Annotated in this window: 21 protein-coding genes; 12 read left to right on the top strand and 9 right to left on the bottom strand. The window is 66.3% G+C overall.

The features are described from left to right. The first annotated feature begins 89 nt into the window (after positions 1–89). From ACSQ1W_RS06345 to pilH, 7 genes are all read left to right on the top strand, one after another. A complete protein-coding gene (locus ACSQ1W_RS06345) occupies positions 90–2,915 on the top strand; it encodes a 2-oxoglutarate dehydrogenase E1 component (protein WP_343227280.1) in 2,826 nt (941 codons plus the stop codon). A gap of 43 nt (positions 2,916–2,958) precedes the next feature. Beyond that, complete coding sequence (gene sucB, locus ACSQ1W_RS06340) at positions 2,959–4,182, top strand: dihydrolipoyllysine-residue succinyltransferase (protein WP_436042346.1); 1,224 nt, start codon at positions 2,959–2,961, stop codon at positions 4,180–4,182. Between the two features lie 110 nt (positions 4,183–4,292). Further along, positions 4,293–5,729 (top strand): dihydrolipoyl dehydrogenase, encoded by a 1,437-nt coding sequence (lpdA, locus tag ACSQ1W_RS06335; RefSeq protein ID WP_436042345.1) that lies wholly within the window; start codon positions 4,293–4,295, stop codon positions 5,727–5,729. A 98-nt stretch (positions 5,730–5,827) separates the two neighbouring features. After that, complete coding sequence (locus ACSQ1W_RS06330; protein ID WP_436042344.1) at positions 5,828–6,421, top strand: TIGR00730 family Rossman fold protein; 594 nt, start codon at positions 5,828–5,830, stop codon at positions 6,419–6,421. A 58-nt stretch (positions 6,422–6,479) separates the two neighbouring features. Continuing rightward, a complete protein-coding gene (locus ACSQ1W_RS06325; RefSeq protein WP_436042343.1) occupies positions 6,480–7,439 on the top strand; it encodes a hypothetical protein in 960 nt (319 codons plus the stop codon). 93 nt (positions 7,440–7,532) lie between these two features. Continuing rightward, positions 7,533–8,528: a YhdH/YhfP family quinone oxidoreductase gene (locus tag ACSQ1W_RS06320; RefSeq protein ID WP_436042342.1), complete on the top strand. Its 996-nt coding sequence runs from the start codon at positions 7,533–7,535 to the stop codon at positions 8,526–8,528. A 102-nt stretch (positions 8,529–8,630) separates the two neighbouring features. After that, the gene (gene pilH, locus ACSQ1W_RS06315) at positions 8,631–9,023 is read left to right on the top strand and encodes a twitching motility response regulator PilH (RefSeq protein ID WP_055942820.1); all 393 of its coding nucleotides are present in this window, start codon (positions 8,631–8,633) and stop codon (positions 9,021–9,023) included. Positions 9,024–9,088: 65 nt separating this feature from the next. On the opposite strand, the gene cfa is transcribed toward pilH, so the two are convergent. The 3 genes from cfa to ACSQ1W_RS06300 all read right to left on the bottom strand — a co-directional run bounded on the left by cfa (position 9,089) and on the right by ACSQ1W_RS06300 (position 11,421). Continuing rightward, complete coding sequence (gene cfa, locus ACSQ1W_RS06310) at positions 9,089–10,207, bottom strand: cyclopropane fatty acyl phospholipid synthase (RefSeq protein WP_436042341.1); 1,119 nt, start codon at positions 10,205–10,207, stop codon at positions 9,089–9,091. Between the two features lie 5 nt (positions 10,208–10,212). After that, positions 10,213–11,046: a DUF3298 and DUF4163 domain-containing protein gene (locus ACSQ1W_RS06305; protein WP_436046121.1), complete on the bottom strand. Its 834-nt coding sequence runs from the start codon at positions 11,044–11,046 to the stop codon at positions 10,213–10,215. 75 nt (positions 11,047–11,121) lie between these two features. Then, positions 11,122–11,421 (bottom strand): GNAT family N-acetyltransferase, encoded by a 300-nt coding sequence (locus ACSQ1W_RS06300; protein WP_436042339.1) that lies wholly within the window; start codon positions 11,419–11,421, stop codon positions 11,122–11,124. Positions 11,422–11,619: 198 nt separating this feature from the next. Between ACSQ1W_RS06300 and ACSQ1W_RS06295 the strand changes: the two genes are divergently transcribed. After that, positions 11,620–11,823 (top strand): hypothetical protein, encoded by a 204-nt coding sequence (locus tag ACSQ1W_RS06295; protein ID WP_062355340.1) that lies wholly within the window; start codon positions 11,620–11,622, stop codon positions 11,821–11,823. A gap of 147 nt (positions 11,824–11,970) precedes the next feature. On the opposite strand, the gene ACSQ1W_RS06290 is transcribed toward ACSQ1W_RS06295, so the two are convergent. The 3 genes from ACSQ1W_RS06290 to ACSQ1W_RS06280 all read right to left on the bottom strand — a co-directional run bounded on the left by ACSQ1W_RS06290 (position 11,971) and on the right by ACSQ1W_RS06280 (position 15,017). Beyond that, positions 11,971–12,663, bottom strand: coding sequence for a hypothetical protein (locus ACSQ1W_RS06290; RefSeq protein WP_436042338.1), 693 nt, complete (start codon positions 12,661–12,663; stop codon positions 11,971–11,973). An 80-nt stretch (positions 12,664–12,743) separates the two neighbouring features. Then, positions 12,744–13,367 (bottom strand): rhomboid family intramembrane serine protease, encoded by a 624-nt coding sequence (locus ACSQ1W_RS06285; protein WP_436042337.1) that lies wholly within the window; start codon positions 13,365–13,367, stop codon positions 12,744–12,746. Between the two features lie 9 nt (positions 13,368–13,376). Further along, positions 13,377–15,017 (bottom strand): POT-type proton-dependent oligopeptide transporter, encoded by a 1,641-nt coding sequence (locus ACSQ1W_RS06280; RefSeq protein ID WP_436042336.1) that lies wholly within the window; start codon positions 15,015–15,017, stop codon positions 13,377–13,379. A gap of 147 nt (positions 15,018–15,164) precedes the next feature. Here ACSQ1W_RS06280 and ACSQ1W_RS06275 point away from each other — a divergent pair, with 147 nt between their 5' ends. After that, on the top strand, positions 15,165–16,919 hold the full coding sequence (locus tag ACSQ1W_RS06275) for a M14 family metallopeptidase (RefSeq protein WP_436042335.1): 1,755 nt from the start codon (positions 15,165–15,167) through the stop codon (positions 16,917–16,919). Between the two features lie 121 nt (positions 16,920–17,040). On the opposite strand, the gene ACSQ1W_RS06270 is transcribed toward ACSQ1W_RS06275, so the two are convergent. From ACSQ1W_RS06270 to ACSQ1W_RS06260, 3 genes are all read right to left on the bottom strand, one after another. Continuing rightward, a complete protein-coding gene (locus ACSQ1W_RS06270; RefSeq protein WP_436042334.1) occupies positions 17,041–17,793 on the bottom strand; it encodes a glutathione S-transferase family protein in 753 nt (250 codons plus the stop codon). 51 nt (positions 17,794–17,844) lie between these two features. Then, positions 17,845–18,726 carry a ZIP family metal transporter gene (locus ACSQ1W_RS06265; RefSeq protein WP_436042332.1) on the bottom strand — a complete coding sequence of 294 codons (882 nt, stop codon included), beginning with the start codon at positions 18,724–18,726 and terminating at the stop codon, positions 17,845–17,847. Positions 18,727–18,830: 104 nt separating this feature from the next. Further along, on the bottom strand, positions 18,831–19,436 hold the full coding sequence (locus tag ACSQ1W_RS06260) for a YdeI/OmpD-associated family protein (protein WP_436042331.1): 606 nt from the start codon (positions 19,434–19,436) through the stop codon (positions 18,831–18,833). Positions 19,437–19,576: 140 nt separating this feature from the next. Here ACSQ1W_RS06260 and ACSQ1W_RS06255 point away from each other — a divergent pair, with 140 nt between their 5' ends. From ACSQ1W_RS06255 to ACSQ1W_RS06245, 3 genes are read left to right on the top strand one after another with little or no spacing between them, the layout of a single operon-like run. Next, positions 19,577–20,356, top strand: coding sequence for a YbaY family lipoprotein (locus ACSQ1W_RS06255; protein WP_436042330.1), 780 nt, complete (start codon positions 19,577–19,579; stop codon positions 20,354–20,356). Positions 20,357–20,363: 7 nt separating this feature from the next. Next, positions 20,364–20,933: a ribonuclease domain-containing protein gene (locus tag ACSQ1W_RS06250; RefSeq protein WP_436042329.1), complete on the top strand. Its 570-nt coding sequence runs from the start codon at positions 20,364–20,366 to the stop codon at positions 20,931–20,933. After that, entirely contained in the window at positions 20,930–21,364 is a 435-nt protein-coding gene (locus ACSQ1W_RS06245; RefSeq protein ID WP_436042328.1) for a barstar family protein, read from the top strand. The genes ACSQ1W_RS06250 and ACSQ1W_RS06245 overlap by 4 nt, the downstream gene beginning before the upstream one ends. Positions 21,365–21,366 lie beyond the last annotated feature (2 nt).

The raw sequence follows: 21,366 nt of genomic DNA, 5'->3' as shown, positions 1-21,366 counted from the left end.
ATTTCCCGGTTTTCGCTCATGACCGTGAGACTTCGCGCGACATGGACGGCAAGCGCCCCTCGACTACCCCACAGCACGCCATCACCATCGTGGACAATCTCCTGAAGCAGTTCGCGCAATCCTCGCAGCTCAACGGGGGCAACGCCTCCTACGTCGAAGACCTGTACGAGCAGTACCTCGTCGCCCCGGACAGCGTGGGCCCCAAGTGGAAGGCCTATTTCGACGGATTCAAGGGCCGCGAGGCCGGTGATGTCCCGCACTCGGTGGTCATCCAGCAGGTGGCCGACGCGGCCCGCCAGGCCAGCAAGGGCGTGGTTGCGGCCGGCGGTGGCGATGAGCGCGAGCGCAATGTGGGCCGCCTGATCACGGCTTATCGTTCGCGGGGTCACCTCGGTGCCCAGATCGACCCGCTGGGCCTGACCCCGCCGGTCAACCCGCCGGACCTGGAGCTGTCCTTCCACGACCTGTCCGATCGCGACCTGGACAGCGAGTTCAGCACCGGCAACGTCGGCGGCAACTCGCGCATGAAACTGCGCGACCTGCTTGCGCGCCTGAAGGCGACCTACACCGGTCCCATCGGCGTGGAGTTCATGCACATCTCCGAGGTCGAGCAGCGCCAGTGGCTGTACCAGCGCCTGGAGACCGCCGGCGGCCAGTTCGGCCTGTCCGACGACGCCAAGCGCCGCACGCTGGAGCGCCTGACCGCGGCCGAAGGCCTGGAGCGCTACCTGCATACCAAGTACGTCGGCCAGAAGCGCTTCTCGCTGGAAGGCGGCGACGCACTGATCCCGCTGATGGACACCATGATCCGCAACGCTGGCGAAGGCGGGGTCAAGGACATCGTGGTCGGCATGGCCCACCGCGGCCGCCTCAACGTGCTGGTCAACACGCTGGGCAAGAGCCCGCGCAAGCTGTTCGACGAGTTCGAGGGCAAGTTCGAGCACGACAACGACCTCGCCCACGCCGGCGACGTGAAGTACCACATGGGCTTCTCCGCCGACATCGCCACCCCGGGCGGCCCGGTCCACCTGGCGCTGGCCTTCAATCCGTCGCACCTGGAGATCGTCGACCCGGTCGTGGCCGGCAGCGTCCGTTCGCGCCAGGAACGCCGCAACGACGCCGCGCGCCAGAGCGTGCTGCCGATCATCATGCACGGCGATGCTGCGTTCGCCGGCCAGGGCGTGGTGATGGAACTGTTCCAGATGTCGCAGGCGCGCGGTTTCGCCGTCGGCGGCACCCTGCACATCGTCATCAACAACCAGATCGGCTTCACCACCAGCAACAAGGAAGACTCGCGCTCCACGCTGTACTGCACCGACGTCGCCAAGATGGTCGGCGCGCCGGTCTTCCACGTAAACGGCGATGATCCGGAAGCGGTGGTATTCGTGGCGCAGCTGGCCTACGACTTCCGCCAGCAGTTCAAGAAGGACGTGGTGATCGACCTGGTCTGCTACCGCCGCCACGGCCACAACGAGGCCGACGAGCCCGCGGCGACGCAGCCGGTGATGTACCAGACCATCCGCAAGCACGCGACCACGCGCGAGATGTACGCCGCCAAGCTGGAAGGCGCCGGCGTCATCCCGGCCGAGGGCGGCAAGGCGCTGGCCGACGCGTACCGCAACAAGCTGGATTCGGGCGAGTACACCACCGAGCTCGCCAAGCAGAAGGGCGACGAGCTGGCGATCGACTGGTCGAAGTACCTGTCCGGCAAGCTCAGCGATCCGGTCGATACCAAGGTCAAGCGCAAGGCGCTGGATTCGCTGGCCAAGATCATCACCACGATCCCCGCCGGCGTGGCGCTGCACCCGCGCGTGGCGAAGATCTACGAGGACCGCGTGAAGATGGCCGCCGGCGAACAGTTGGCGGACTGGGGCTTCGCCGAGAACCTCGCCTACGCCACGCTGCTGTCGGAAGGCAACGGCCTGCGCCTGGTGGGCCAGGACGCCGGCCGCGGCACGTTCTTCCACCGCCACGCGATCCTGCACGACCAGAAGACCGACAGTTACTACCTGCCGCTGCGCCAGCTGGTGGAGCAGCCGGAGCAGGCCACCATCATCGACTCGCTGCTCAGCGAAGAAGCGGTGATGGCGTTCGAGTACGGCTTCTCGACCACCGATCCCAACACGCTGTGCATCTGGGAAGCGCAGTTCGGCGACTTCGCCAACGGCGCGCAGGTGGTGATCGACCAGTTCATCGCCGCCGGTGAAGCCAAGTGGGGCCGCATCAGCGGCCTGACCCTGCTGCTGCCGCACGGTTACGAAGGCCAGGGTCCGGAGCACAGCTCCGCGCGACTGGAGCGCTTCCTGCAGCTGTGCGCGCTGGAGAACATGCTGGTCTGCGTGCCGACCACGCCTGCGCAGGCGTACCACATGCTGCGCCGGCAGATGCGCATGACCACGCGCAAGCCGCTGGTGGTGATGACGCCGAAGTCGCTGCTGCGCCACAAGCTGGCCGTGTCCACGCTGGACGAGCTGGCCAACGGCGAGTTCCAGCACCTGATCCCGGACGCGACCGCCGACGCCAAGAAGGTCAAGCGCGTCGTGGCCTGTTCCGGCAAGGTCTATTACGACCTGCTGGAAGATGCGCAGAAGCGCGGCCAGGACGACGTGGCGATCCTGCGCGTCGAACAGCTGTATCCGTTCCCGCGCGAGCAGCTGGCCGCCGAACTCAAGCGCTACGGCAAGGCCACCGAGGTGGTCTGGTGCCAGGAAGAGCCGCAGAACCAGGGTGCGTGGTACCAGATCAAGCACCACCTGCAGGCCTGCCTGACCGACAAGCAGACGCTGGACTACGCGGGCCGCCCGCGTTCGCCCTCGCCCGCCGCCGGCCATTTCGCCGAGCACGTCGAGGAGCAGCTGAAGCTGGTCGCCGACGCACTGGTCAACACGCTCGGCACCAGCAACGTCGCCGAATAAGCCCTCACCCCCATTAGAACAAACCACCAGGACGTCCCATCCCATGGCCACTGAAGTCAAAGTTCCGGTTCTCCCCGAGTCCGTCTCCGACGCCACCATCGCCGCCTGGCACAAGAAGGTCGGCGACGCGGTCAAGCGCGACGAGAACCTGATGGACCTGGAAACCGACAAGGTCGTGCTGGAAGTGCCCTCGCCCGTCGACGGCGTGCTGAAGGAGATCAAGTTCAAGGAAGGCGACACGGTGACCAGCCAGCAGCTGCTGGCGATCATCGAGGAAGGCGCCGCGGCCGCTGCGCCGGCCCCCGCCGCCGAAGAGAAGAAGCCCGCCGCCGGCGCGCAGGAAGTCCAGCCGAAGGCCGAGGCCGCCAAGGCCGACGCCGCTGCCCCCTCCAGCACCAAGCCGGCCCCGGCCGGCGCCGATGCACTGCCCCCGGGCGCGCGCTTCACCGCCATCACCCAGGGCATCGACCCGGCGAACGTGGAAGGTACCGGTCGCCACGGCGCCGTGACCAAGGAAGACTTGGTCAACTACGCCAGCGGCAAGACCGGCGGCGTGTCCGGTGGCGCGCGTCCGGAAGAGCGCGTGCCGATGACCCGCATCCGCACGCGCATCGCCGAGCGCCTGATGCAGTCCAAGAACTCCATCGCCATGCTGACCTCGTTCAACGAGGTCAACCTGGCCAAGGTCATGGAGATGCGCAAGGAACTGCAGGACGACTTCGTCAAGGCCAACGGCATCAAGCTCGGCTTCATGAGCTTCTTCGCCAAGGCCGCGGCCAACGCGCTGCAGCGCCATCCGATCGTCAACGCCTCGGTCGACGGCAACGACATCATCTACCACGGCTATTCCGACATCTCGATCGCCGTGTCCACCGAGAAGGGGCTGGTCACGCCGGTGCTGCGCAATGTCGAGCGCATGGGCTTCGGCGACATCGAGAAGGGCATCGCCGACTACGCCAAGAAGGCGCGCGACGGCAAGCTGGCGCTGGAAGACCTGCAGGGCGGCACCTTCACCATCACCAACGGCGGCACCTTCGGCTCGCTGATGTCCACGCCGATCGTCAACCCGCCGCAGAGCGCCATCCTGGGCATGCACGCCATCAAGGACCGCGCCATCGTCGAGAACGGCCAGGTCGTCGCCGCGCCGATGATGTACATCGCGCTGTCCTACGACCACCGCATCATCGACGGCAAGGACGCGGTGCTGTTCTTGGTCGACATCAAGAACCAGTTGGAAAATCCGCACCGCATGCTCCTGGGCATGTAATCCGCGCGGCTCCCCACGGGGGGCTGGAAAGGGGCCCTGCGGGGCCCCATTTCCTTCCACGAGATATCGCCACCGTCCACATTCGGACGCCTTAGGCAAAGGACACTGAAATGGCTGAACAATTCGACGTCGTCGTCATCGGTGCCGGTCCGGCCGGCTACCACGCCGCCATCCGCGCCGCGCAGCTGGGCATGAAGGTCGCCTGCATCGACGCCGCGCTGGGCAAGGACGGCAAGCCCGCCCTGGGCGGCACCTGCCTGCGCGTGGGCTGCATCCCGTCCAAGGCGCTGCTGGATTCCTCGCACCAGTACCACAACCTGACCCACCAGTTCGAACAGCACGGCATCAGCGTCAAGGACGCCAAGATCGACGTCGGCACCATGGTCGGCCGCAAGGACGCCATCGTGAAGCAGTTCACCGGCGGCATCGCGCAACTGTTCAAGGCCAACAAGGTCACCGCTTACTATGGCTTCGGCCAGTTGCAGCCGGGCAACCTCGTCAAGGTGAAGCAGCACGACGGCAGCGAAGTCGAGCTGAAGGGCACCAACATCATCATCGCGGCCGGTTCGGACTCCATCGAGCTGCCGTTCGCCAAGTTCGACAACGAGTACATCGTCGACAACGTCGGTGCGCTGGACTTCACCGAGGTGCCGAAGCGTCTGGCCGTGATCGGTGCGGGCGTGATCGGACTGGAGCTGGGCAGCGTGTGGAAGCGCCTCGGCGCCGAGGTCACCATCCTCGAAGCCCTGCCCGATTTCCTCGCCGTCGCCGACGGCGAAGTGTCGAAGGTCGCCGCGCGCGAGTTCAAGAAGCAGGGCCTCGACATCCGTCTTGGTGCCAAGGTCTCGAAGACCGAAGTCACCGGCAAGGGCAAGAAGAAGGAAGTCGTGGTCACCTACAGCGACGCCGAAGGCGAGAAGACGCTGACCGTGGACAAGCTGCTGGTCGCCGTGGGCCGACGCGCCGCGAGCAAGGGCCTGCTGGCCGACGGCACCGGCGTGAAGCTCAACGAACGCGGCCAGGTGGAAGTGGACGCGCACTGCCACACCGGCGTGGACGGCGTCTGGGCGATCGGCGACTGCGTGCGTGGGCCGATGCTGGCGCACAAGGGCTTCGAGGAAGGCATCGCGGTCGCCGAGCTGATCGCCGGCCTGCCGGGCCACGTCAATTTCGACACCATTCCCTGGGTCATCTACACCTCGCCCGAGATCGCCTGGGTCGGCAAGACCGAGCAGCAGCTCAAGGCCGAAGGCGTGGCCTACAAGGCCGGCTCGTTCCCGTTCGCCGCGGTGGGCCGCGCGGTGGCGATGGCGGAACCGACCGGCTTCGTGAAGGTCATCGCCGACGCGGAAACCGATCGCGTGCTGGGCATGCACCTGGTCGGCGCCAACGTGTCCGAACTGGTGCACGAAGGCGTGCTCACCATGGAGTTCAAGGGCTCCGCGGACGACCTGGCCCGCATCTGCCACGCGCACCCGTCGCTGTCCGAAGCGGTGCACGATGCCGCGATGGCCGTGCACAAGCGCGCGATCCACAAGCCCAATTGAGGCCCGCACGGCGGCGACATGGCCGCCGTGACCCGCATGCGCCAGGCGATGCCTGGCGTTTTGCGTTTCAGACAACAGGCAACACAGGACACACGACCATGAAGAGCATCTGCGTCTACTGCGGTTCCAACGCCGGCAACAAGCCCGCCTACGCCGAACGCGCGATCGCACTGGGCGACCGCATCGCGAAGGAAGGCCTGCAGCTGGTGTACGGCGGTGGCAACGTCGGCCTGATGGGCATCGTCGCCGATGCCGTTCTCGCCGCCGGTGGCGAGGTGATCGGCGTGATCCCCGAGCAACTGGTCAACTGGGAAGTCGCGCACAAGGGCGTGACCAAGCTGGAAGTCGTCGCCAACATGCACGAGCGCAAGAAGCGCATGTTCGACCTCTCCGATGCGTTCGTCGCCCTGCCCGGTGGTTTCGGCACGCTCGACGAGATGTTCGAGATGCTGACCTGGCGCCAGCTTGGCATCGGCGACAAGCCCTGCGCCTTCCTCGATGTCGACGGCTTCTACTCGCCGCTGATGGGCATGATCGACCGCATGGTAGAAGAACGCTTCCTGCACCCGGAACAGCGCGCCGACCTGTGGCATGGCGACGACATCGACACGATGGTCGCCTGGATGCGCGCGTACGCGCCAGCGCAGGCGGACAAGTGGATGGACGAGAAGCGGCGCAAGTCGCTGCGGTGAGTCCCCCTTTGCTCCTGATCTGCCCTAACATCCGGCAGAAGCACTGGAGGAGCAGGAGATGGAGCGAGGCATTATCGCAGCGGTCATCGCCATGTTCTTCTGGCCGGCGACCGTCGCCGCGGCACCCGCGGAAGCATACGACTGCGGAGACGCGAAGGCGCTACCGCCGGACGCATCCCAGGACGACCGTCGGATCGCCTGCACCATCCCTGCGGAGTACCGGTTCAACGTCAGCGTCGCTGAATACATCGGCAAGACCATCCGTCGTCATGACATGGCGGCCTGGCTGACCACCGACGCGGTGCGTGATGCCGGGCTCTTCAATACGATCACGGGCAACGGCCGTGGCTGGCTGACCGAGGAGCGCGAGGACAGTGTCTGGACTGGCTACTTCACCGAAGTCGACGGCCAGTTGGCGGTATTCGCGGAAGCTCGCATGTATTGGGAGCCGTTCGGTGCGCGCGACGTCCAGGCGCCGTCCTCGTTGCGTCCTGCCAGCGAAAGCCAACGGCGTCGCTTGCAGGCGCTGGCGTTGGCCAGGTCGCAACCCTACAACACGTGCACCGACGCCCACTACAACACGGTAACGTTCGAGGTCGAAGAAGACGGCGAAGTCCGGATCCTGGTCTTCCTGATGCCACCGATGGAGGACACTCGCTACCACCTCGGGGGCTACCACATGTTCCGCGCCACTGCGGACGGCACGCGCGTCCTCGATCACTTCGCGCAGACGCGAGGCTGCATCGAACTCTCGCCGGAAAACATGAAGGTCGCGCAGCACCTCGTCGTCAGTCATGAACTGTCGGCGACGCCGACCATGTTCCATGTCTTCATGAGCCTCCAGTACCGCAAGCCATTGGTAGTGCTGACGACGCAGAACGACCGGCTCTGGCGGGTGGACAGCGGCAGGATCGACGTGCTGCGTACCGACGATCCGCTGTACAAGAAGCTGCGCGAGTGGGCAGATACCGTGGAAACGCCACACCAGCCGGTGGAGACCTCCAGCCACCACGGTTAGGCAAGCCCTACCACCAAAGTCTTGCCACGGCCGCTTTGCAATTGCGGCCGCCAGCCGCAAAAATTCCGGCATGCCCCGCAAGAGAGACGGATCATGCCGCTACCCACCACCTTCAACGCCTTCCGCATCCACAACGACGACGCCGGCTATCGCAGCGGCATCGAAACCATCGCGCTGGATGCGTTGAATCCGGGCGAAGTCGTGATCAAGACCGCGTACTCGTCGGTCAACTACAAGGACGCGCTGGCCGGCACCGGCGAAGGCAAGATCCTGCGCCGCTTCCCGCTGGTCGGCGGCATCGATGTGGCCGGCCATGTGGTGGCGTCCACCGATCCTGCTTTCAAGGAAGGCGATGCGGTGCTGGTGACCGGCTCCGGGCTCAGCGAAACCCGCGACGGTGGTTATGCCGAATACGCGCGGCTCGACGCGAAGTGGGTCGTGCCCCTGCCTTCAGGTCTCAGCCTGCGCGAGAGCATGGTCCTGGGCACCGCCGGCTTCACTGCCGCGCTGGCCCTGTACCGCATGCGCGAGAACCGGCAGACGCCGGACCTGGGCCCGCTCGCCGTCACCGGCGCCACCGGGGGCGTCGGCTCGCTGGCGGTCGACATCTTCAGCAAGGCCGGCTTCGAGGTGCACGCCGTCAGCGGCAAGCCCGAGAACGCCGCGTACCTGAAATCGATCGGCGCCACCGAGGTGCTGGGCCGCGATGCGCTGGCCACCTCGCGCCCCATGGAGTCGGCACGCTTCGGCGGCGGCCTCGACAACGTCGGTGGTTCGATGCTGGCCAGCCTGCTGGCGCAGACGACGCCCTATGGCAACGTCGCCAGTGCAGGCCTCGCCGCGACGGCCGATCTCCCCATAACTGTGATGCCCTTCATAATTCGAGGCGTGTCGCTGCTGGGCGTCGCCTCGGCCGGTACCGCGCGCGACATCCGCGAACAGGTCTGGCAGCACCTGGCCAGTGACTGGAAGCCGCGGCACCTGGACACGATCTGCACGCGCGAAACCACGCTGGACGGGCTTCCCGAGGTATTCCGCACCATGCTGGACGGACGCTCGTTCGGGCGCACGCTGGTACGAATGGGATGAACGGCAGCGGCGGCGCGACGGACGTTGTCCGTTGGCCGCCAACCCCATTGTGTTGTCACCGACAAGGTCTAAAATCGGTGGCGGGGAACACTGGGGACATCCATGGCAAAGATTCTGATCGTCGACGATTCACCGTCGCAACTGCTGGGCATCCAGCGCATCGTCGAGAAACTGGGACACGAATCCATCACCGCCGAAGACGGCGCCGCGGGCGTGGAAGTCGCCAAGCGCGAGCTGCCCGACATGGTGCTGATGGATGTGGTGATGCCGAACCTCAACGGGTTCCAGGCCACCCGCACACTGAGCCGCGAGGCCACCACCAAGCACATCCCGGTGATCCTGGTCACCACCAAGGACCAGGACACCGACCGCATGTGGGGCCTGCGCCAGGGCGCGAAGGCCTACCTGACCAAGCCGTTCTCCGAGGACGAACTGGCCGAGGTGATCGAGCGCATCTTCAATGCGCGCGAACTGCCGTCCGCGCCGTCGGCCTGAGACGGATCGCCACGTCGTATCGATGAAGAGCAGGCTCCGGCCTGCTCTTTTCGTTTCCGCGCCTGCTAGCGCGGGGCGACATACCCGCCCGGCACGCCGCGGGGCGACAGCACGAGTTGCCACAACTGCGATCGGCGGCTGCGGAACGTGGCCATGGAGACCGCCAGGTAGTACCGCCACAGTCGCCGGAAGCGTTCGTCGTAGCGCGGATCCAGCACGGCCCATGCCGATTCGACGTTGTCGCGCCACGCCTGCAGCGTGCGGTCGTAATCGGCGCCGAAGTTGTGCCAGTCCTCCAGTACGAACCGACCCTCGATCGCGTGCGTGATCTGCGCCGCAGAGGGCAGCATCGAATTGGGGAAGACGTAGCGCGCGATCCAGGGATCGGTCCGCTGCACCGAACGGCTGCCGCCGATCGTGTGCAGCAGGAACAGGCCATCCGCCGGCAGGCAACGACGGATGACGTCGAAGTAGTCGCCGTAGTTCTTCACCCCGACGTGTTCGAACATGCCCAGCGAGAACGCGGCGTCGACCGGCTCGTCGAGTTCGCGATAGTCCTGGAGCCGGATCTCGATCGGCAATCCTGCGCACAACCGCCGCGCGTACTCGGCCTGCTCGCGCGAAATGGTGATGCCGACACCGTGTACGCCGTACCGTTCCACCGCGAAGTTCAATGCCTCGCCCCAGCCGCAGCCGATGTCGAGCACCCGCATCCCCGGCCGCAACTGCAACTTGCGGCAGACCAGGTCGAGCTTGGCGTCCTGTGCGGCATCAAGGTCCCCGGCATCGCGCCAGTAGCCGCAGCTGTAGACCAGGCGCCGGCCGAGCATGGCGGCATACAGATCGTTGCCGAGGTCGTAGTGCCTTCGCCCTACCTCGCCGCTGCGGCGTGGCGACTGCAGGTTGGTCAGCCGGGCACGCAGGGCATCGAAGACCTCGCCTGCACCATGCACACGGTCATCCACGTGCGCCGCGAGAAGACGGAACAGCAGTCCGTCGAGCGAGACGGCATCCCACCAGCCGTCCATGTAGCTTTCGCCCAGCCCCAGCGAGCCCTGCCCCAGCACGCGGGCGTGGAAGCGCGGGTCACGGACGTGGATATCCCAAGGGCGGCTGCCGCCGATCCGCACATCCGCTTCGGCCAACAGGTCTGCGATCCTGCGCTCGAAGCGGTCGTGCGGCATGGCGGTCAGCGGGCGAACAGCTCCGCGTACGCCGGGGCGACATACGGCAGCAGCAAGGTCGCGGGCACGTCGACCATCTGCGTGCCATCGGCATACGGACCCACCTGGTACGGTGGGAAAACGAAACGCAGAGCGGTGACATGGCCCGACGCATCGAGCACCGGCACGAACTCGCTGAAGTTGCCGGCTTCCGGCTCGGTGCCTTCGTCGATCATCCGGAACGTGCTCTTGATCAACGCCGCCCGATCGGTGGGCGCCAGTTCGTCCTCGTCCGCGCGGTTCACCACCGCGGTATGCAGCTGTTCGCGCACGTAGTCGCTGATCGCCTGCCATCCCTTCGCGTCGGGAATCAGTGCCTGGGCGGTCAGGCGTGCGTCCTGTGGCGGCAGCCAGACGAAGCGTGCGATCAGCGGCTGGCCATGCGCGCCGCCGGTGTAGCGGCTGCCGTCGGCGGCCACCGCCACGATCCGCGGGGTATCCACCACCTGCTCGAACGCCAGCGACAGCTCGTAGGGCGCCGACGGCTTGTCGTTGCCGAAAGCCTCGACCGCTTCCATCAGTTCGGCGCGCTCGGCTTCCGTGTAGGCGGACAGCGCCTTGGCCAGGCCGGGGTAGCGGTTGATCGAGGCCGGATAGCTGATCCCCACGACATAACGGTCGTTGGTCTCGATGACGTCCTTCAGCTCGACCGGCGCGTCGACCGTCTCGCCCGGCGTGGTCACGGGGGGCTGGGGATCGCCGGCCGCGGCGGTCGGCGCGGTGGCTTCGCGCTTGCAGGCGGCCACGGCGAGGACCGTCAGCAGGACAAGACCGGCCTGACGGGCCAGGTGGCGGGGCATGGGGGGGAATGACACGTTCGGGCTCCTTCCGCGTGTGATGGCCGTCATTCTAGGCCGCCCCACCGCGGTCCTCCATCACGATCGCGCATCGATCAGATCAACGTACTCGGGATGCCGCTGGACGTAGGCCGCGGAGTAGGAACAGGCCGGCACCACGCGCCAGCCCTGGGCACGTGCGTGATCCAGCGCGGCCCGGACCAGCGCGGCCGCAACGCCCCGACCGCCGATCGCTTCCGGCACGCCGGTGTGGTCGATGACCATGCGGCCATCCCGCAGCGAGTACAGGAGTTCGGCCTCGTGCCCGTCGAGCCGGGTGGAAAAGCGGCGCGCGGCCGGGTCGTGATGGAGGTCGAGGGAAGGCTGGTCGCCGGTCATGGCGGCTCCGTGGTAGGGGACTCACCTACATTGTGACGCAATGCCCGGCTGACCCTTTGGCAGAACTGGACGCGGTGCGTCACATTCACCCTTGTGAAAAGAAGGTTGACGCGCACGAGCGTGACGGAGTTCTCAAATAAAAGGTTGGCACGATTGCTGCGTGATACGGGCCATAGACCTGCATCTCGGAGTTCCGCCATGAGCCTGATCGACGCACTGCCCGATGTCTCCAATGCCAGCGACTTCACCCTGCTGGAAGGCCTGTACCAGCTCACCGTCACCGGCCACACCGACGCGTGGGAGTTCGAAAAACTCAACAACGCCGTGTACGAGCGACTGATGTCGACCTATTCCGGCAGCGAGACCGCCGGCGTGCACGCTGTGCACTCGTTGATGGACTGATCCACCCGCAACACACCTACCGGGCGCTCCGGCGCGGCGCAGGGGTCCGCCTTCGGGTGCGACTGCCGCGCCGGAGTCCCGTCCCACCTGCACGCACGGTGCAGGCAGAACGAGATCCCCTTTCCTCATCGACACGAACGGCGCGCCCTACTCGCCGCGATGATCGCGCTTGCCCTGGTTGCGCCGGTCCTGTGTGCCCGCGCTGCCCTGGATCGCTTTCATGCGGCTTTCGGCAGCATGCAGTTCGTGCGCCTTGGCTGCCGCCTCGTTCGATACGAACCCCGCGCCCGTCGTGCCCGGCTGGCCGTTCTGGTCCAGCTGCTGCCAAGGCGCGGGCTGGCGGTCGTGTTCGTGTTTCTGTTCCAGCAGCGTGCGCGCCGTGGCCAATGCCTGCGCCGGCGTGATCTTTCGCGGCGTGCGTTTGCGCGGTGCCGTCTTCTTCGCGGGCGCCTTGCGCGCCGTCGCGCTTTTTTTTGCGACGACCTTCTTCGCCACCGGCCGCTTGGCTGCCGCCTTCTTCACCACCTTCTTGGTCGCCTTCCTGGCGGTGGGTTTCTTCGCGACCGCGCGTGTCGTCTTCTTGGCGACCTTGCGTGCCGTCGTCTTCTTGGCAGCCTTCTTGACGGTCTTGCGTGATGCGGCCTTCTTGACCGCCTTCTTCGCCACACGCTTGCTGGCCGCCGCCTTCTTCGCGGGCTTCTTCACCGCCTTGCGGACCATGCTTTTCTTGGCCGCCGTCTTCTTTGCGGTTTTCCTGACGGCCTTCTTTGTGGCTTTCTTCGTGGCCTTCTTGATTGCCTTCTTCACTGCCTTCTTGGCTGCTGCCTTGCGGGTCGCCATGCGCTCCTCCACGGGTGGGACACGCCACCGGGATAGCACGGCCCACCTTCAATGCAGGTGAGCAAAGGTGCAATGGCGGCTTAACCGAAACCGAAACGCGGCTGCGACATCTGCTCGAGGAAGTGCTGCATGACGCGAGGCTCCATGGCGAACATGAAAAGCACGCCGTAGACGGCACCGGCCAGATGCGCGCCGTGGTTGGTCCGGCCTCCCCCCCGCCGGTCCATCCAGATGCTGTAGCCGACATAGAGCACGGCGAAGATGATGGCCGGCATCGGGATGATGAAGACGATGAGCATCGCCCATGGGTCGATCAGGATGAAGGAGAACAGCAGCGCGGATACCGCCCCCGAGGCGCCCAGCGCGTAGTAGTTGGGATCCTTCTGGTGCTTGAGGTACGTCGGCAGGATCGCGACCACCAGTGCGGACAGGTAGAAGCCGGCGTACACCAGGCTGTTGCCGCTGAGCCGACCGATCAGGGGCTCCATCAGCCGCCCCACGAAGAACAGCGTCACCATGTTGAACAGCAGGTGCCAGTAATCCGCATGCAGGAAGCCGTGCGTGATCAGACGGTCGTACTGGCGCTGGCGGTCCAGCGCCGGCGGCCACAGGACCAGCCGCATCATCATCGACGGCGTACGCAGTGCCAGCAGGCTGACCACGCAGGTGATCGCGATCAGCAGCAGCGTGATGGGGGCGTTCATCGTCTGTCCTCAGGCCGCCGTGCGGTAGTTGTCCTGCATCGGGTAGGTCCGGGCGTACAGCGCGAACGCCAATGCCGCGACGAAGGCGAACCCCGCGAAGAAGAACATCAGGAACGCATTTTCGCTGAGACCCGTGCTGGCGATCCGACCAAGTACCGCTTCGTTTCGCACACCGAAATTGGTGAGCAACACCCATAGGCTGCCGAACGTGCTGGTCAAGTACCAGAACGCCATGATCACGCCCTTCATCGCGTGCGGCGCCTGGCTGTAGGCGAACTCCAGCGCAGTGGCCGACACCAGCACTTCTCCGAAAGTCAGCAACAGGTAAGGCAGCGACTGCCAAGCAAGTGCGACCGGGTCGCCGCCATCAATCCATAGCTGCAACACGCCAGCCGCGATCCACGCTACGCCTGAAAATCCGATACCCCAGCCCATGCGCCTCAGTGCCGTGACGTTGAACCCCATCTTCCGCAGCGCGGGATACAACACTAGGTTGTTGAACGGGATAAGCAGCATCACCAGCAATGGGTTCAGTGCCTGCATTTGCGACGGCGAAACGAACCACTCACGCAACACATCACCTGCCTTTTGGGGCAACCAAGAGAAGGTGGGCATCACCATCTCCCGACCCTGGATAATCCAGGTCGAAGCCTTCTGATCGAACAGTGACCAGAACGGCGTAACCAGCGCGAACACGATCAGAATACGCAGGACGGCGCGTACGCCGTCGACCGCAGCGTCAGGATGCAGGCTGCGCGCGCGCTCAAGCTGCATTGCTGCCCCGACTCCCCCCAGCGCAATCACCAGTCCCAGTGCCAGACAGGCCGAGATGACAAAGCCGAAGTCCGGCCACCACGAGGGCGCAGCCGACGTCCAGGAAAGCGCCCACAACAGCAACAACAGCACTGCACCCACCAAGCCAAGAAGCGCGACATACAACCCCCAACGCCCCTCCCCCGGACGACGCGCCTTCAACGCCGTCGTCACGACCTTCAGGAAAGCGTGTGGGTCAGCGCCAGAGGGCGGCACATGCACATATTTGTTCCGGCCCAGCCAGAAGATCACGGTGGCGATGAACATCAACACGCCCGGGATGCCGAAAGCCACCGCCGGTCCGTAACGGTGCAGAAGGAACGGGGCGAGCAGCGACGCGAAGAATGAGCCGAAATTAATGATCCAGTAGAACGCATCGAAGACGATCTTCGCCTTGTCCTTGTTGCTCTGGTCGAACTGGTCGCCGCAGAACGAGACCACCAGCGGCTTGATGCCACCCGACCCCAAGGCGATCAGAAACAGGCCCGCAAAGAAGCCCGTACGACTTTCCTCAAACAACGCCAGGCATGCGTGACCAGCACAGTAGATCAGCGAGAACCAGAGGACGGTGTTGTACTTGCCGAAGTAGCGATCCGACAGCCAGCCGCCCAACAACGGAAAAAAGTACACGCCGATGACGAAGCTGTGGAAGATGTCTTTGGCATGACCTTCACGGTCGATCACCGGCAAGTAGGCCAGGATGATGCTGCCAACGAGGAATTCCACCAGGATGTTGCGCATCCCGTAGAAGCTGAACCGCTCGCACGCCTCGTTGCCGATGATGTAGGGGATCTGGCGGGGCATGCGGCCCTGGCTGGCTTCTGCGGTCGTGCTCATCCGATCTTCCGGTGAAAAAGTCCCGGAAGGTTACCGTATCCGCCCGCGCAGGGTCGAACCACGGGCCCGCCGCAAGCAGGCGAATGGGGACTGGGACTGACCGCGATTGCCGGGCATCATGCGCCCTGCCCTGTTCAGGAGTTCCCCATGCTGCGACCGCTCTGCGCCTCCCTGCTGCTGGCCATGACACTGCTGGCGAATGCCCAGTCCACGTTGACGACGGTGTCAGAGCGCTCCGGCTTCATCGAGACCGGTCGCTATGAAGAAGTGAGCGCCCTGTGCGATGCCTTCGCGCGCCAGTATCCGAAGGCCGTGCGCTGCACCACCTTCGGCACCACGCCGGAAGGTCGGCCGATGAAGGCGCTGGTCGCCTCCACCAGCGGCGCGCTGACGCCGGAACAGGCACAGCGCCGCGGCCTGCCGGTCGTGCTGATGCAGGGCGGCATCCACGCCGGTGAGATCGACGGCAAGGACGCAGGATTTCTCGCACTGCGCGACGTGCTGGAAGGCAAGGCCGCGGTGGACGCGCTGGACAAGTTGGTGTGGGTCTTCGTGCCGGTGTTCAACGTCGACGGTCATGAGCGCTTCGGCGCCTGGAACCGGCCCAATCAGCGCGGTCCGAAGGAAATGGGCTGGCGCACCACCGCACAGAACTACAACCTCAACCGCGACTACCTGAAGGCCGACACGCCCGAGATGCAGGCGATGCTGCAGCTGGTGCAGCGCTGGGATCCGCTGGTGACCGTGGACCTGCATGCCACGAACGGCGCCCAGTTCGAACACGACATCTCGATCCAGGTCGAGCCCGTGCACGCCGGCGATGCCGGACTGCGCAGCGCGGGCCTGGCGCTGCGCACCGGCGTGATCGACGACCTGGCCAAGCAGGGATCGCTGCCCCTGCCCTACTACCCGTCTTTCGTGGTGCAGGACGATCCCACCTCCGGCTTTGAGGACAGCGTGCCGCCGCCGCGCTTCTCGCATGGCTACTACCTGCTGCGCAATCGCATTGCGATGCTGGTCGAAACGCATTCGTGGAAGGAGTATCCGGTTCGCGTGCGCATCACCCGCAACACCGTGGTGTCGGTACTCGACCAGGTCGCCCGTGACGGCGCCGCCTGGCTGTCCGCGGCGAAACAGGCGGACACCGCCGCCGCCGGATTGGGTGGACAACGGGAACCGCTGACCTATGTCGCGGCGCCCACGGCACGCAACGTGGATTTCCGCGGTTACGCCTACACGCGCACCAGGTCCGAGGTCTCGGGCGCACTGATGACGCGCTACGACGAGACCACGCCCCAGATCTGGAAGGTGCCGCTGAAGGACGACATCCGACCGGGTGTCGTCATCGATGCGCCGAAGGCCGGTTATCTGGTGCCCGCCGCCGATGCGGCCTGGGTGGCGACGGTGCTGAAGACGCATGGTGTCGACTACCGCCTGCTGGGCAAGGCGTGGAACGGCGATGCGGGCGTGTTCCGCGCCAGCAGGAGCAGTTTCGGCAGCGGCTCGGTGGAAACCCACCAGCGACTGACGGTCGAAGGTGGTTGGCAGCGCGAGCCGCGTAGCGTGCCGATGGGTTCACTGTTCGTACCCATCGCGCAGGCGAAGTCGCGCCTGGTGATGGCGCTGCTGGAACCGCTCGCGCCTGACTCCCTGCTTGCGTGGGGACGCTTCAACAACGCCTTCGAGCGCAAGGAGTACATGGAGGACTATGTGGCCGAAACCGTCGCACGCGAGATGCTGCGCGATCCGGCGGTGAAGGCGGAGTTCGAGAAGAAGTTGCGCGAGGACAAGGCCTTCGCCGCCGACCCCAACGCGCGGCTGGAGTTCTTCTACCGTCGCCACCCGTCATGGGACGAGCGTTACCAGCTGTATCCGGTGCTGCGCGTGGACGCGACCCCCTGACAGCTCGCTGTTGCTGTAGGAGCGACGCAAGTCGCGACCTGAAACATTCAGCGCCTTCGAACCATCACGTCGGGCGCAGGCGTGCGGTCGCGACTTGCGTCGCTCCTACAGGGAGAAACACTTACCCCAAGCGCATCAGTCCATACCGCGGTGACGCGTCACCGCATGTCGTCTCGGTCAGCGGCGCCCCCATCGCGGCCAGCAACTCGCGCTGCTCCGGCAGCGGCGTGCGCAGCATGCCGTCTTCGTAGCCCGCCAGCGTGCGGAACGCCGGAAGCGCCCACGCGCGCTCCAGGAACGCGGCCACGCGTGGCCAGCGCGCCGCATCGACCTGGTAGCGCACGAACACGGCATTGCGGAAGAACGCCGCGATGCTGATGTCGGCGATACACATTTCACCGAACAACCAGCCGTCCTCCGGCAGCTGCGCCTCGAGGTAGTCCAGTCCCACCGGCAGTTCTTCTTCGCGGGCCCGGCGCACGACGTCCTCGTCGGTACCTTCGTTGAACAGGAACCGACGCACGCCCTTCTGGAAGAACATGCGCCAGACGATCACGTCGCCAAGATAGGAGTCCGCGTATTCCTCCAGCCAGCGTGCCCTCGCCCGCCGTACCGGATCGGCGGGGTACAGCGACGTCCCGGGGAAACGATCCTGCAAGTATTCGCAGATGACGGTGGAATCGTTGAGTACGAGTTCGCCATCGATCAGCACGGGGATGCGCCGCAGCGGGCTGAGCCGGCTGAACGCTTCGTTGCCCACGAACGGCGCGATCGGGTCGATGCGGTATGGGATGCCCTTCAGCTCCAGGCACACCAGCACCTTGCGCACGTAAGGCGACAGGTAGTTGCCGATGATCGTCAGCGGTTCGCTCATGCCGGTACTCCGTCGGGGACGACGGCAGCCTGCGCAACCCGCGGCGCGTGGTCAACCCAGCGCGGTATCCAGTGCCATCATCAGGCAGAAGCCGATCGCCAGGCCCAGCGACGCCGTCGCCCCGTGGCCATGGCGGTTCGATTCCGGAATCACGCTATGGCCGACCGCGATCAGCATGGCCCCGGCGGCGAACGCCAGACCCCACGGCAGCAACATCGCGGAGAACGCTACCGCCCATGCGCTCAGGACCGCCGCGACCGGCTCCGCCACGCCCGACAGGGCGCCGATGAAGACCGCCTTGCTGCGCGCCATGCCGGCGCCGGCCAGGATCAACGCCACCACGAGTCCTTCCGGCACATCCTGCAGCGAGATGCCCATCGCCAGGCCTTCCGCCCCACTCAGGCCGCCACCGGCCGCCACACCGACCGCCATGCCTTCGGGCACGTTGTGCAGCACGATGGCCAGCACGAACAGCATCACCCGCGACGGCACGAGGTGCCGGTTCGCGTCGCGCGGATCCTCCACCGTGCTCCGATCCAGCGCCAGCAAGGCCAGCGCACCCAGCATCACACCCGCACTGATCAGACCGGCCGCGCCCCAGGCCGAATAGCCCGCGCGCGTCGCCGCATCAAGTCCCGGCAACACCAGCGAGAACGCCGTGGCCGCCAGCATCACGCCCGCGCCGAACCCGAGCAGGCCGTCCGCCAGCCGCTGCGGCAGACGCTTCACCACCCAGACCGGCATCGCACCCAGTGCCGTAGCCAACGCGCACAGGGCGCCGCCCCGCAACGCGCGCCGTATGCCGCTGGCATCGTCCACGGGGATCGTGCCGACCAGCCACAGGGACACCATCACGATCGACAGCACGGCGACCACGAACGGCCACGCGGTACTCGCGCGGGTGTAGGCGAACGGCTGCAGGACGCGATTCATGCGGTTGCTCCATGCCCGGTGCGGCGTCGAGGCCGATACTAGTCCCACGGATGCGCCGGCGCTCATCGCAAAACTGAACCCTCACGATCGGCCCCGCCGATCGCTCACTTCGGCCTCGCGTACTTCCAGTTCCGCAGCTTGCCTTCGGCGATCCATTCGATCGCCTGCGCCAGCCGGCGTGCACGCGTGTCCTCGCGCTTGGCCTCGGTGATCCACTCGATGTAGTCGCGACGCGCACTCGCACTGAAACCGTCGAACGTGGCCTTCGCCCCGGGGTTGCCTGCCAGCGCATCGCGCAGATCGGCCGGCGCTTCCAACGCGGCGCGCGGTGCGGGTTTTGCGCGCGTCGCCGTCGAGGCCGCGCCTTCGTCGATCAGGGCCATCGCCTTGCGCAACAGCGCCGTCAGTTCGCGCTTCGACGGCACGTCCTCGATCGTCGCCAACCGTCCCAGGCTGCCCATGCCGTCGCGCGCCTTGCCTTCCGTCACCGCCGCGTGCTGCCAGAAACCGAACGACGCGTGCTGCTTGAACGCTGCCATCTGGCACAGGATGCGGCCGCCGTACTGGAACGATGGCATGCTCCATTTGATGTCCTCCTGCACCGACGGGCAGGCTGCATGCACCACGGCGCGCAGGTGCGCGAGGATGGGACGGGCGAACGGTGCCGCCTTCGCGATGTACGCATCCACGCGCGGATCGTGAGCTGACATGACGGCGACCTCCGGAGTCGCGCCACTGTAGCGCGCTCCCGCGCCGCCGGCCGCGCACTACCGTTTCCCGCGTTGACGAACCATTACGTCCGTCATCGCTAAGCTGACGGCCCGCCACCGGACCATGAGGAGCGCGTGCGATGTTCCGTCCCCTGCTGACCACCGCCTGCCTGCTCGCGCTCGCGGCCTGCCAGTCGCCAGCCACCGCACCGACGTCCGGCGACACGTCCGTCGCTCCGCAGCCCGCCACCGCGATCCAGGGCCGCGCACTCTATCTCGAGCGGATCGCGCCGCCGCCCGGCGCGGTCCTCAGCGTGCAATTGATCGACAACCAGTTGGCCGACACGCCCGCCGCGGTCATCGCCAGCGCCGACTTCGCCGATGTCAAAGGCCCTCCGTTCGTCTTCTCCCTGCCCTACGACCCCGCCAAGCTGCGGCCGAACGGGCTGTACGGCCTGCACGCCGGCCTGCGCGATGCCCGGGGCACGCTGTGGTTCGTCACCGACACGCGCGTGCCGGTGACGCCGGGCGCTTCCGCGCCGGTCGAGTTCCGCATGGTGCGAGCCGGCGGCGAGCCGGTGGCACCGGTGGCCGGCACGCCATGGGAGCAGGCCAAAGCGCGCGGCAGCGTGTTCCGCGGCATCGGCACCGAACCCGGCTGGTCGGTGGAAGTCGGCGGTGGTACGACGCCTCGCTTGTCCGCCGATCTGGACTACGGCGAACGCAAGGTGGAGGTCGCCCAGACCCGCAGGACGTCCGACGGCTACGTCGGCAGCACCGGCGATGGCCTGGCCGTATCGCTGACGACGAAGAGGGAATCCTGCAGCGACGGCATGAGCGACACCGAGTATCCGGCCTCGGCGATCCTGACCATCGCCGGAAAGACCTATCGCGGCTGCGGCCGCTTCCTGACGGAATGATGCCCGCATGAGTCGACGTTCCCGCGCACGCCGCCAGAGCCGCCAACGCCTCCCCCTGTTCGCCCTGCTCGCGCTGCTCGTACTGGGCGCGGGCGCCTGGTGGTGGTCGCAGCGCGACGATGCGCCCACCACACCGGTCGCCGCCAGCGAAGCGGCCCCCGATCCGAAACACACCAGCGCCGTGCTGGCCCTGCCCCCGGTGGAGCAGACGCGTCCCGGCGAACTGGCCGGCGAGGTACCCGACGTTGCGCCGCGCGTAGCGCCAGCTACTCCGCGAAGCATCGACACCCTGCCCGCCTTCCTGCCGGTGGAAGCGCGGCAGACGCTCGACCTGATCCAGCGCGGCGGGCCGTTTCCGCATCGCCAGGATGGCAGCGTCTTCCAGAACCGCGAGGGGCGGCTGCCGCGGCAGGCGCGCGGCTATTACCGCGAGTACACCGTGGATACGCCCGGTCTCGACCACCGCGGCGCGCGTCGCATCGTCACCGGCGGCAAGCCGCCCAGCGAGTACTACTACACCGACGACCACTACGAGAGTTTCCGTCGGTTCGAGATCGGCAGCGGAGACGCGCCATGAGCGAATCCGGCTTCGATCCCGGCCTGGCCGATCCCGCGCGCGCAGGCGTGTTCTTCGTCACCGAGGACGATCTGGGTCCGTTGTCCGCCGTCGGTCGCGATGCCGGCCTGCTCGCCCGCCGCATCGATCTGTCCGGCTGCGACAGCAAGTCCGCGCTGCTGCTGCGCATCGCCACCGTGCTGGACTTCCCGCAGACCTCGGGCCGCAACTGGGACGCGCTGTCCGACAGCCTGCGCGACCTGACCTGGCTGGAAGCGCCGGGCTACGTGCTGCTGTTCGAACAGGCGCACGAACTGCGCAATCGCGCCGAGCCCGACTTCGACACCCTGCTCGACATCCTCGACGAGGCCTCGCAGTCGTGGGCCGCGGACGAGGTGCCGTTCTGGGCCTTCATCGCGCTGCCTGACGAGGATTTCCCCGACCTGCAGTAGCC

It is taken from the genome of Pseudoxanthomonas sp. LjRoot143 (assembly GCF_964252945.1).
Lineage (GTDB): Bacteria > Pseudomonadota > Gammaproteobacteria > Xanthomonadales > Xanthomonadaceae > Pseudoxanthomonas_A.
This window is presented reverse-complemented; position numbering and strand designations above follow the sequence as displayed.

Coding starts and splice junctions, on each gene's coding strand:
- ACSQ1W_RS06245 (WP_436042328.1), top strand. CDS start 20,930: ATGAGCGAATCCGGCTTCGATCCCGGCCTGGCCGATCCCGCGCGCGCA.
- ACSQ1W_RS06265 (WP_436042332.1), bottom strand. CDS start 18,726: ATGAATCGCGTCCTGCAGCCGTTCGCCTACACCCGCGCGAGTACCGCG.
- ACSQ1W_RS06290 (WP_436042338.1), bottom strand. CDS start 12,663: ATGGCGACCCGCAAGGCAGCAGCCAAGAAGGCAGTGAAGAAGGCAATC.
- ACSQ1W_RS06325 (WP_436042343.1), top strand. CDS start 6,480: ATGGAGCGAGGCATTATCGCAGCGGTCATCGCCATGTTCTTCTGGCCG.
- ACSQ1W_RS06320 (WP_436042342.1), top strand. CDS start 7,533: ATGCCGCTACCCACCACCTTCAACGCCTTCCGCATCCACAACGACGAC.
- cfa (WP_436042341.1), bottom strand. CDS start 10,207: ATGCCGCACGACCGCTTCGAGCGCAGGATCGCAGACCTGTTGGCCGAA.
- ACSQ1W_RS06295 (WP_062355340.1), top strand. CDS start 11,620: ATGAGCCTGATCGACGCACTGCCCGATGTCTCCAATGCCAGCGACTTC.
- ACSQ1W_RS06330 (WP_436042344.1), top strand. CDS start 5,828: ATGAAGAGCATCTGCGTCTACTGCGGTTCCAACGCCGGCAACAAGCCC.
- ACSQ1W_RS06305 (WP_436046121.1), bottom strand. CDS start 11,046: ATGCCCCGCCACCTGGCCCGTCAGGCCGGTCTTGTCCTGCTGACGGTC.
- ACSQ1W_RS06275 (WP_436042335.1), top strand. CDS start 15,165: ATGCTGCGACCGCTCTGCGCCTCCCTGCTGCTGGCCATGACACTGCTG.
- ACSQ1W_RS06260 (WP_436042331.1), bottom strand. CDS start 19,436: ATGTCAGCTCACGATCCGCGCGTGGATGCGTACATCGCGAAGGCGGCA.
- lpdA (WP_436042345.1), top strand. CDS start 4,293: ATGGCTGAACAATTCGACGTCGTCGTCATCGGTGCCGGTCCGGCCGGC.
- ACSQ1W_RS06300 (WP_436042339.1), bottom strand. CDS start 11,421: ATGACCGGCGACCAGCCTTCCCTCGACCTCCATCACGACCCGGCCGCG.
- ACSQ1W_RS06280 (WP_436042336.1), bottom strand. CDS start 15,017: ATGAGCACGACCGCAGAAGCCAGCCAGGGCCGCATGCCCCGCCAGATC.
- sucB (WP_436042346.1), top strand. CDS start 2,959: ATGGCCACTGAAGTCAAAGTTCCGGTTCTCCCCGAGTCCGTCTCCGAC.
- ACSQ1W_RS06285 (WP_436042337.1), bottom strand. CDS start 13,367: ATGAACGCCCCCATCACGCTGCTGCTGATCGCGATCACCTGCGTGGTC.
- ACSQ1W_RS06250 (WP_436042329.1), top strand. CDS start 20,364: ATGAGTCGACGTTCCCGCGCACGCCGCCAGAGCCGCCAACGCCTCCCC.
- pilH (WP_055942820.1), top strand. CDS start 8,631: ATGGCAAAGATTCTGATCGTCGACGATTCACCGTCGCAACTGCTGGGC.
- ACSQ1W_RS06270 (WP_436042334.1), bottom strand. CDS start 17,793: ATGAGCGAACCGCTGACGATCATCGGCAACTACCTGTCGCCTTACGTG.
- ACSQ1W_RS06255 (WP_436042330.1), top strand. CDS start 19,577: ATGTTCCGTCCCCTGCTGACCACCGCCTGCCTGCTCGCGCTCGCGGCC.